The 7,490-nt window shown below is 61.5% G+C and carries 9 protein-coding genes; 3 read left to right on the forward strand and 6 right to left on the reverse strand.

Annotated features, from left to right (window positions below; all coding sequences use genetic code 11):
• From ACY69P_RS11865 to ACY69P_RS11875, 3 genes are all read left to right on the forward strand, one after another.
• A partial coding sequence (locus tag ACY69P_RS11865; RefSeq protein WP_462327621.1) for a lipoate protein ligase C-terminal domain-containing protein occupies nucleotides 1-483 on the forward strand: 483 nt, incomplete at its 5' end.
• 354 nt (nucleotides 484-837) lie between these two features.
• The gene (locus ACY69P_RS11870; protein WP_459902224.1) at nucleotides 838-1,164 is read left to right on the forward strand and encodes a carboxymuconolactone decarboxylase family protein; all 327 of its coding nucleotides are present in this window, start codon (nucleotides 838-840) and stop codon (nucleotides 1,162-1,164) included.
• A gap of 246 nt (nucleotides 1,165-1,410) precedes the next feature.
• The gene (locus tag ACY69P_RS11875) at nucleotides 1,411-1,800 is read left to right on the forward strand and encodes a PaaI family thioesterase (protein ID WP_462327622.1); all 390 of its coding nucleotides are present in this window, start codon (nucleotides 1,411-1,413) and stop codon (nucleotides 1,798-1,800) included.
• Between the two features lie 137 nt (nucleotides 1,801-1,937).
• On the opposite strand, the gene ACY69P_RS11880 is transcribed toward ACY69P_RS11875, so the two are convergent.
• The 6 genes from ACY69P_RS11880 to ACY69P_RS11905 form a co-directional block, all read right to left on the reverse strand.
• Nucleotides 1,938-2,258 carry a DUF6506 family protein gene (locus tag ACY69P_RS11880; RefSeq protein WP_459902226.1) on the reverse strand — a complete coding sequence of 107 codons (321 nt, stop codon included), beginning with the start codon at nucleotides 2,256-2,258 and terminating at the stop codon, nucleotides 1,938-1,940.
• Nucleotides 2,255-3,274, reverse strand: a complete 1,020-nt coding sequence (locus ACY69P_RS11885) for an ATP-NAD kinase family protein (RefSeq protein ID WP_462327623.1) — start codon at nucleotides 3,272-3,274, stop codon at nucleotides 2,255-2,257. The genes ACY69P_RS11880 and ACY69P_RS11885 overlap by 4 nt, the downstream gene beginning before the upstream one ends.
• 63 nt (nucleotides 3,275-3,337) lie before the next feature.
• A complete protein-coding gene (locus tag ACY69P_RS11890; protein ID WP_462327624.1) occupies nucleotides 3,338-4,309 on the reverse strand; it encodes an alpha-ketoacid dehydrogenase subunit beta in 972 nt (323 codons plus the stop codon).
• 48 nt (nucleotides 4,310-4,357) lie between these two features.
• Entirely contained in the window at nucleotides 4,358-5,317 is a 960-nt protein-coding gene (locus ACY69P_RS11895; protein WP_459902229.1) for a thiamine pyrophosphate-dependent dehydrogenase E1 component subunit alpha, read from the reverse strand.
• Nucleotides 5,318-5,344: 27 nt separating this feature from the next.
• Nucleotides 5,345-5,761, reverse strand: coding sequence for a Lin0512 family protein (locus tag ACY69P_RS11900; protein WP_459902230.1), 417 nt, complete (start codon nucleotides 5,759-5,761; stop codon nucleotides 5,345-5,347).
• A 9-nt stretch (nucleotides 5,762-5,770) separates the two neighbouring features.
• Complete coding sequence (locus ACY69P_RS11905) at nucleotides 5,771-7,123, reverse strand: dihydrolipoamide acetyltransferase family protein (protein ID WP_462327625.1); 1,353 nt, start codon at nucleotides 7,121-7,123, stop codon at nucleotides 5,771-5,773.
• Nucleotides 7,124-7,490 lie beyond the last annotated feature (367 nt).

Here is a 7,490-nt window from a genome sequence, read left to right on the forward strand (position 1 = left end):
GAAAAGTACAAGGACAAAGCCGTCAAGAGCGTGCGCAAGCGCGTGACGAATATCGCCGACCACCTGCCAGAACCCATGGATGTGGAAACGTGCATGGCCCGCATTATGGCCGATGTCTCCGGCGGCGGGCAGGATGCTGCGGCTTTGGGCGAAGAGGAGACGCAGGCCATTGAGGCGCTCGCGGACTCGCGGTACCGCACGTGGGACTGGAACTTCGGCTCCTCGCCCAAATACGGCTTCAGCCGGACGACCAGAACCCCCGGCGGCGTAGTCGAGGCGCATGTGGACGTCCAGTCCGGCGTCATCCGCCGTATCCGTCTGTTTGGGGAATACTTCGGCACCCGAGATGTTGGGCACCTTGAGGCCGAGCTCACTGGATGCCGCCACGACCGGGCTGCACTGGCGCAGGTTTTGGACGGCATTTCTCTGGAGCAGTACATGCTCGGTGTGGACCGGGACACCCTTGTAGGGTGCCTGTTCTAGTGTTTTAGGTTCCCTTTTTCGTGGCGTTTGCGCGCCAGCATCCTCCACCATTACCTAGCGAATTACCGCCCGCCTCCGCGCCCAACTCGGCGCAGGGGCGGGCGGTGTTCGTTATGCGCTGCTTTGTGTGGCTTTGTCTGTGCCACGCGCGAGTTTTGGCGGCGTTCCCGTGGTCTGCCGGGTGTTCCATTCTGGAGCATTGTTCGTCTTCAGGACACCGCCAGGCAGAGGAGAGAATATCCGCTTTTGACGCTTAACTGTCTGAATATATAGTAAAATTTTCGAATTCCTACCTCGGGCACGCTCCTTGCTCATGCTGAGGAAAGGCATGACATCAAACCCTAGGAGGATAGTATGGACGCGGCAGAAATGGCAGCGATGACGCTGGCGAAAATGCAGAAGGATGCTGGCAATGTGTTTCCGAAGTACCTTGAGTTCACCAAGGAAATCAGCCAGTTCAGCTCCATAGACCACAAGACCCAAGAGCTCATTCACGTGGCGTGCTCCATGATGTCGCAGTGCGAGATGTGCATCTCCCTGCATATTCAGGGCGCGGCCAGCAATGGCGCCACCAAGGAAGAAATCATGCAGGCGGCCATGCTTGCCATTTCCATGGGCGGTTCGCCCAAGGTTATGTACATGAAGTACGTCTTTGAGGAACTGGAAGACCTGTTCGACTAGCGGCCCATAAGCCCTCCTCCGGGAGCGTGCGCGATTCTGGGCGCGGGCGGGCGTGTCATCCAGCCCACATTTGGCACGCCGCTTTTCGCCGCACGCGCGCCGCTCCCGGGACACCTTCTGTGAATCATATCGAATGCGGCAGGCACAGTATGCTTCCGGGTCAGTGGAAACACGGGCCCGGAAGCCTTGCGTTGTGGGCCCGTGTCTCTGTACAGATGGCGGAGACAAGACCCTCAGGAGGAATCCATGGATATACAGACCCATCACGGAATTGATCAGGTTCTGTGCGGTGAGCCGCAGGAGATAAGGGACGGCTACAGCCGCGTACGCCTCATCTGCGGCGAGAATATGACCGCAGACGCAAGCGGCCTTATTCACGGCGGCTTTATCTTTGGGCTGGCGGACTACGCGGCTATGCTGGCGGTGAATCACCCGAACGTTGTGCTGGGTGCGGCAGAAACAAAGTTTTTGAAGCCCTCGCGTCGTGGGGACGAGCTTCTCGCCACCGCGCGCGAGGATGCGCTGGAGGGCAAGAAGCGGCTGGTCCACGTTGATGTGCACTGCGGCGACGAGTGCGTTTTTACGGGTACGTTCACGTGCTTTGTGCCATCGCGGCACGTTTTGGACGGTAAGTAGGCGCGCCGCCCACCTGCGACCGCTAGCCCGAGTGGGCGGGTGACGCAGAAGGACGGCGCAAGGTAGAAAAATAAATGGTCCCTGTCCGGCCCGGCATTGTGCTTGGCTGGGCAGGGCCTTTTGGTAGAGGGGCCGCGCTAGTCGTTGCCGCCGCCCCAGATGCTGTCGCCGCTTTTCCCGCCAAGGCCGGGGTGCACGTCGAAGCGTACCACGCCAACGGGAATATCGACGGCTTTGGCGATGCGGGCTGCGCCCTCGTGCCCAAAGCCGCCGCACAGCTCGATGGCGCCAATGCCGTCGTGTTCCACCAGATAGCGGGCCAGCGATTCGGCGTGCTTGTAGTTGCTCACGGCGTAGGTCACGAGCTCGATTTCGTCGGTTGTGACGCAGGCTTTGTGCTTGGAGGGGGACCCGCCGGGGGCGATGAATAAAAACGCGGCCTTAAGGGGAGTGCTCATACTGTTCTCCTGTGAGTCGTCTCGGGCGTATGGTATTGGGTGAAGAGTCCATGCCTGCTGGCGAGGGCCATAACGCGTGGCACGTCCACGACTTTGGGGCCTTCGGTGCTGAGCACGATGGAGGCGCGGCAGCCGCTGGGAATGTCCACTTCGCGTTCGCCGTCCACAGCGATAAGGCCGGGCGCGGTGCCAATGGCGTAGTGTTCTCCGGGCTGCATGCGGCGCGACCGACTTACGGCAACCGTGGCGAAGAGTCCCGGCGCGATGGGGGCGGTGACCGTTGCTTCATCCGCGTGCCCAAGGTTCAGGGCGAGACCTGCGGGCTCCTCCGGGCGGATGGTCGTCAGCTGTCCGCCAACGGCAGAGAGACCGATGGAGGAGGGATCACACCGGGTGAGGAATATTTGCGGCACCTTGTCCATATTCCACACCGCCCGTGAGCCGACAAAAATGTCGTCGTAGACGGCGGCGTCCACCAGCGCGATATCCGCGCGCGTCTCATCCAAATAGATATGGAACATGCATGTCGTGGTGCAGCACTCGGCGATGGGAAAGGCCCCAGTGGCCACGAGGCCTGCGGCCAGCCCGGCAATGGTGGCCTCGCCCATGGAGGGGAACACATTGTTGGTGCCGGTGGAGAGGGGCAGGAGCGGCACGTCTACGGTCCCTTTGCACGCCGCGCGGTTGGTGCCGTCGCCGCCGAGGACGACCAGACACCCCGCCCCGCAGTCGTGCATAGCCTTGGCCGCGGTGGTGGTGTCCTGCTGGGAGTTCCGTACAGGCATATCAAGGGCCTGAACGGGGATGGATGGGGAAATGGCGTCCAGCGCGCGGGGGACGGTGCCGTAGGCGTCGGGCATATAGACAATGCGTGACGCGCCCGCCTGCTCAATGCCGAGGATGAGTCGCCGGACCATGCGGATTTTTTCCAGATTGTCGAAGACGCTCCCGTGGGCCACGAGGCGTCGTATATCCTTGCCTGATGCCGGATTTGCCAGAATGCCTACGGTGCTCAAGGCGGCTCCTTCGTGCCCAAATGGCAGGCGGGAAGCGGCCGTGGCCGCCTCCCGCTGCGCGAGTTATCGGATGGATTTCACCGCCGAGACGATGTTGTCTGCTCCGGGGATGTAGTGCTGTTCCAGCGGCGGGGAGAAGGGCACGGGGCAGAAGGGCGCGCCAACGCGTTTAATGGGCGCATCCAGATACTCCACGGCTTCCTCGGCCACCATGGCCGCAATCTCTGCGCCGGGCCCGGCAAACTGCACGGCCTCGTGGGCGATGACCAGGGCGTTGGTCTTCTTGACGGATTCTACGATAAGGTCCGTGTCCAGCGGCAGCAGGCAGCGCGGGTCGATGATCTCGGCGCTGATACCGTCCTTTTCCAGCTGGCTTGCGGCTTCAAGGGCAGCGTGCACGGTATGGGAGGTGGCGACGATGGTCACATCCGTACCTTCGCGTTTCACATCGCCCTTGCCGATTTCAATGGTGTAGCTCTCGTCCGGAACCTCGCCAGACACGCCGTAGAGGAGCTTGTGTTCCAAGAACACCACGGGATTGTCGTCGCGGATGGCGCTGGTGAGCAGGCCTTTGGCGTCGTAGGGGGTGGAGGGGATGACGACCTTGAGCCCCGGGATATTCATGAACCACGATTCAAGGCACTGCGAGTGCTGCGCGGCCGCGCCGATGCCCGCGCCCTGCGGCATGCGCAGGGTCATGGGGACGGTGGTTTTGCCACCGAACATAAAGCGCATCTTGGCGGCCTGGTTGAAGAGCTGGTCCATGGACACGCCAATAAAGTCCACGAACATCAGCTCAGCCACCGGGCGCAGACCGCACGCGGCCGCGCCACCGGCCGCGCCGACAATGGCGCTTTCGGTGATGGGGGTGTCCATGACGCGCTCTTTGCCGAAGGCGTCGTACAGGCCCTGCGTTACGCCAAAGCACCCGCCGAACTGTCCAACATCCTCACCCATGATGAACACGTTTTCGTCGTGCTCCATTTCGTGACGCAGCGCGTCGTTCAGTGCCTGCAAATATGTTTTCTCGGCCATTGTCTTGCTCCGTTGGGTCGAATTTTTCGGAAATGCTGACCTTGCGTCTTATGCGTACACGTCGTCCATCAGCGCGGAGGCGGGGGGCAGGGGGCTGTCCTGCGCGAATTTCACGGCCTCTTCGACTTCACCGGCAATGCGGTCTTTAATCTCCGCGGCTTTCTCTGCCGTCAGGGTTTTGCTTTCCACCAGCTTTTGTTCAAAGCGGGGGATAGGATCCTTGGCCATCCATTCTTCAAGCTCTTCGTCGCAGCGGTAGGTGCAGGCGTCGCCCTCAAAGTGGCCGCGCCAGCGGTAGGTTTTGCATTCCACAAGGGAGGGACCTTCGCCCTTTCTGGCGCGGGCAACGGCCTCGGTGACGGCCTCGTGCACGGCCAGCACGTCATTGCCGTCCACCACAATGCCGGGCATGTCGTAGGCGGCGGCGCGGTCGGCGATGTCGACGACGGCCATGGAACGGCACTGCGGGCACGAGATGCCGTAGCCGTTATTTTCGTTGATGAAGACGAGGGGCAGTTTCCATGCGCTGGCCATATTCAGGGATTCCTGCGTGGTGCCCTGATTGGACGCGCCGTCCCCGAAAAAGCACAGGGCCACGTCGTCGGTATTGCGGTACTTGGCGGCAAGGGCTGCGCCCACGGCCAGTGGCCCACCGCCGCCAACAATGCCGTTGGCGCCAAGGATGCCAAGGTCAAGGTCGGCAATGTGCATGGAGCCGCCTTTGCCTTTGCAGTAGCCGGTCTGCTTGCCGAAGATTTCGGCCATCATCAGCTTGAGGTCGCCGCCTTTCGCCAGCAGGTGACCATGCCCGCGGTGGGTGCTGGTAATCATGTCCTTGTTGGTCAACGTGGCGCAGGCGCCGGTGGCTACGGCCTCTTCGCCCAGATACAAGTGCACGAAGCCGGGAATTTCACCGGCGGCGAAGAACTCCTGCAGTTTCTGCTCGAAAAACCGAATCCTGTTCATGGTTTCGAACATGTGAACCAATGTTTTCTTGCTGAGAGCCATTGTTGTCGCTCCTTTTTCTCTGATGAATTATTCGGCCTGTGAGGGCGCGGCGCATGCTTCGCAGCCCGGAGCATCCGCTTTGTCCATGTCCACGCTGATGGTGAGGGCGGCGCACGCCACGACAATATTGCTGACCCCGGGCGCAAAGCAGGGAACCTCGATGCCTGCCGCGGTCATGCCGCCAGCAGTGACGGAAACCGAGGCTTCCCCAATGGGGATGACGGCGCGCACAGCCTCGGTGTCAACGCGCTCCGGCGCCGGGACGGCTACTTCCGCATGGACGTACACGCCCTGGAAGGCGTCGCGCCCCCATATCTCCACAAGACCGCACAGGCAGGTGCGGGACATGGCATCGCGTACGGCGCGCACAGCGGCCTTGGTCATGTCCTCGCCGTGCATGTCTGCGGCGTAGCCGAGTTCGATGGCGAATCGTTTGTGCGGCATGGCGGCCTCCTACATTGTCATGAGGCCGGGGGTTTCCAGCATGTCTGCGAGTTCGCGCAGGAAGGTCATAGCCGGTGCGCCGTCGGTGACCATGTGGTTGAAGGTCAGCGACAGGGTCATCATGCTGCGGATGGCGATTTCCCCGTCTTTGACGGCGGGTTTTTCCACCACGCGGCCAACGCCCAGAATGCCCGTCTCCGGCGGGTTCAGAATGGGGGTGAAGCCGTCCACGCCCAGCATGCTGACGTTGCTGATGGTGAAGGTGCCGCCCGAGATTTCGTCCATGCTCAGGCCGCCTTGACGCGCGCGTGCGGCGGCGTCGCGGACGTGGGTTTTGAGCTCTTCAAGGGTGTAGGTGTCGGCCTCTTTGACGTTGGGGACGATGAGGCCGCTGGGCAGGGAGACGGCAACGCCAAGGTTGACGTGTTCGTGCATGTGGATGCCGTCGTCCTGCAGGGTGGAGTTCATGACCGGATGGCGCTTTAGGGCGCGGCACACGGCGTAGCAGATGATGTCGTTGTAGGAGAGGCGGTAGTCGGGGTTGCGGCGGTTGCGCCCGCGCAGGGTGTCGCGCAGGCGGACCATCTCCGTGACGTCGGCCTCCACAAACACAGTGAGCTGGGCGCTTGTTTGCAGGCTGGCGTGCATGTTGTCCGCAACGATTTTGCGTACGCCTTCCATGGGCACAATGGTGTCCTGTGTGGCAGGCTGCTGCGGGGCTGGCTCGGATGGGGCGGCGGGGTTCATGGCGCGCAGGATGTCGGCCTTGGTAACCTTGCCGCCGTCGCCAGTGCCGGTGATTTGGCTGAGGTCAATGCCCTTTTTGCGGGCAAAGGCGATGGTCTTGGGGCTGGCGTTAATGCCGCCACCTGCGTCGGCCACGGCCTGCACGTCGCGTTTGGTGACAGCGCCGCCCCGGCCTGTTCCGTCAACGGAGGCGAGGTCAACGCCAAGGTCTTCGGCGAGCTTGCGGGCGGCGGGCATGGCGGGGATGAAGCCGTCCTCTCTGGCGGGAGCCTTTTCACCTGCAGGTTCTGCCGCACTTGCGCCAGCGTCGGCGGCTGGAGCCTCGGCAGTGGCCGCGGGCGCCGGCGCGCCGCCGTCTACGCGTTCCAGCGTTTCGCCGTCGGCGGCAATGGTGCCCACGGGGGCTTGCACTGCGGCAACGTCGCCCTCGGGAACGATGATTTGAAACAGAATACCACTGGCAGGAGCTTCGACCGAGTTGGTGATCTTGTCAGTCTCCACCTCGAATAGGGGCTCACCTTCGGTGACCGCATCGCCCTCGGCCTTGAGCCAACGGACGATTTTTCCTTCCTTCATGGTCAAGCCCCATTTGGGCATGATCACTTGTTGGGCCATGACGTTCCTCCTGAATATTTTCGTGTCGGTGCCATGACGGATTGCAACGGAGGTGCCACGGAAAGAAAAACCGATATTTCAGGAGGTTATGTTATTCAGAAGGAGGAAGGTAGCGCCTTTTGTTCGGGAACGGGACAACAGAAGGCTCTTCGCGGAGGAGGGTTTAAAATGAGTATAAAGTCTTAGAATATAATGAGAAAACGGTGGTTGCACGAGGGTTGTGTGTTCCAGAATCGAACACTTGACGAAGGCGTTGACTTATAGGGATGTGAACACGTGCCTGTCGATAACGAGTGACGCTTTCTGACGAAATGGAGGCCATCCATGTATTCGCTTTTCCGGGAAGGTGACAGCTTCGGTATACGTC

It is taken from the genome of Desulfobaculum sp., assembly GCF_054921475.1.

Bases quoted from the DNA above. Each gene is read 5' to 3' on its own strand.
- ACY69P_RS11900 (WP_459902230.1), bottom strand. From the start codon at position 5,761: ATGCCGCACAAACGATTCGCCATCGAACTCGGCTACGCCGCAGACATG.
- ACY69P_RS11880 (WP_459902226.1), bottom strand. From the start codon at position 2,258: ATGAGCACTCCCCTTAAGGCCGCGTTTTTATTCATCGCCCCCGGCGGG.
- ACY69P_RS11895 (WP_459902229.1), bottom strand. From the start codon at position 5,317: ATGGCTCTCAGCAAGAAAACATTGGTTCACATGTTCGAAACCATGAAC.
- ACY69P_RS11870 (WP_459902224.1), top strand. From the start codon at position 838: ATGGACGCGGCAGAAATGGCAGCGATGACGCTGGCGAAAATGCAGAAG.
- ACY69P_RS11875 (WP_462327622.1), top strand. From the start codon at position 1,411: ATGGATATACAGACCCATCACGGAATTGATCAGGTTCTGTGCGGTGAG.
- ACY69P_RS11890 (WP_462327624.1), bottom strand. From the start codon at position 4,309: ATGGCCGAGAAAACATATTTGCAGGCACTGAACGACGCGCTGCGTCAC.
- ACY69P_RS11905 (WP_462327625.1), bottom strand. From the start codon at position 7,123: ATGGCCCAACAAGTGATCATGCCCAAATGGGGCTTGACCATGAAGGAA.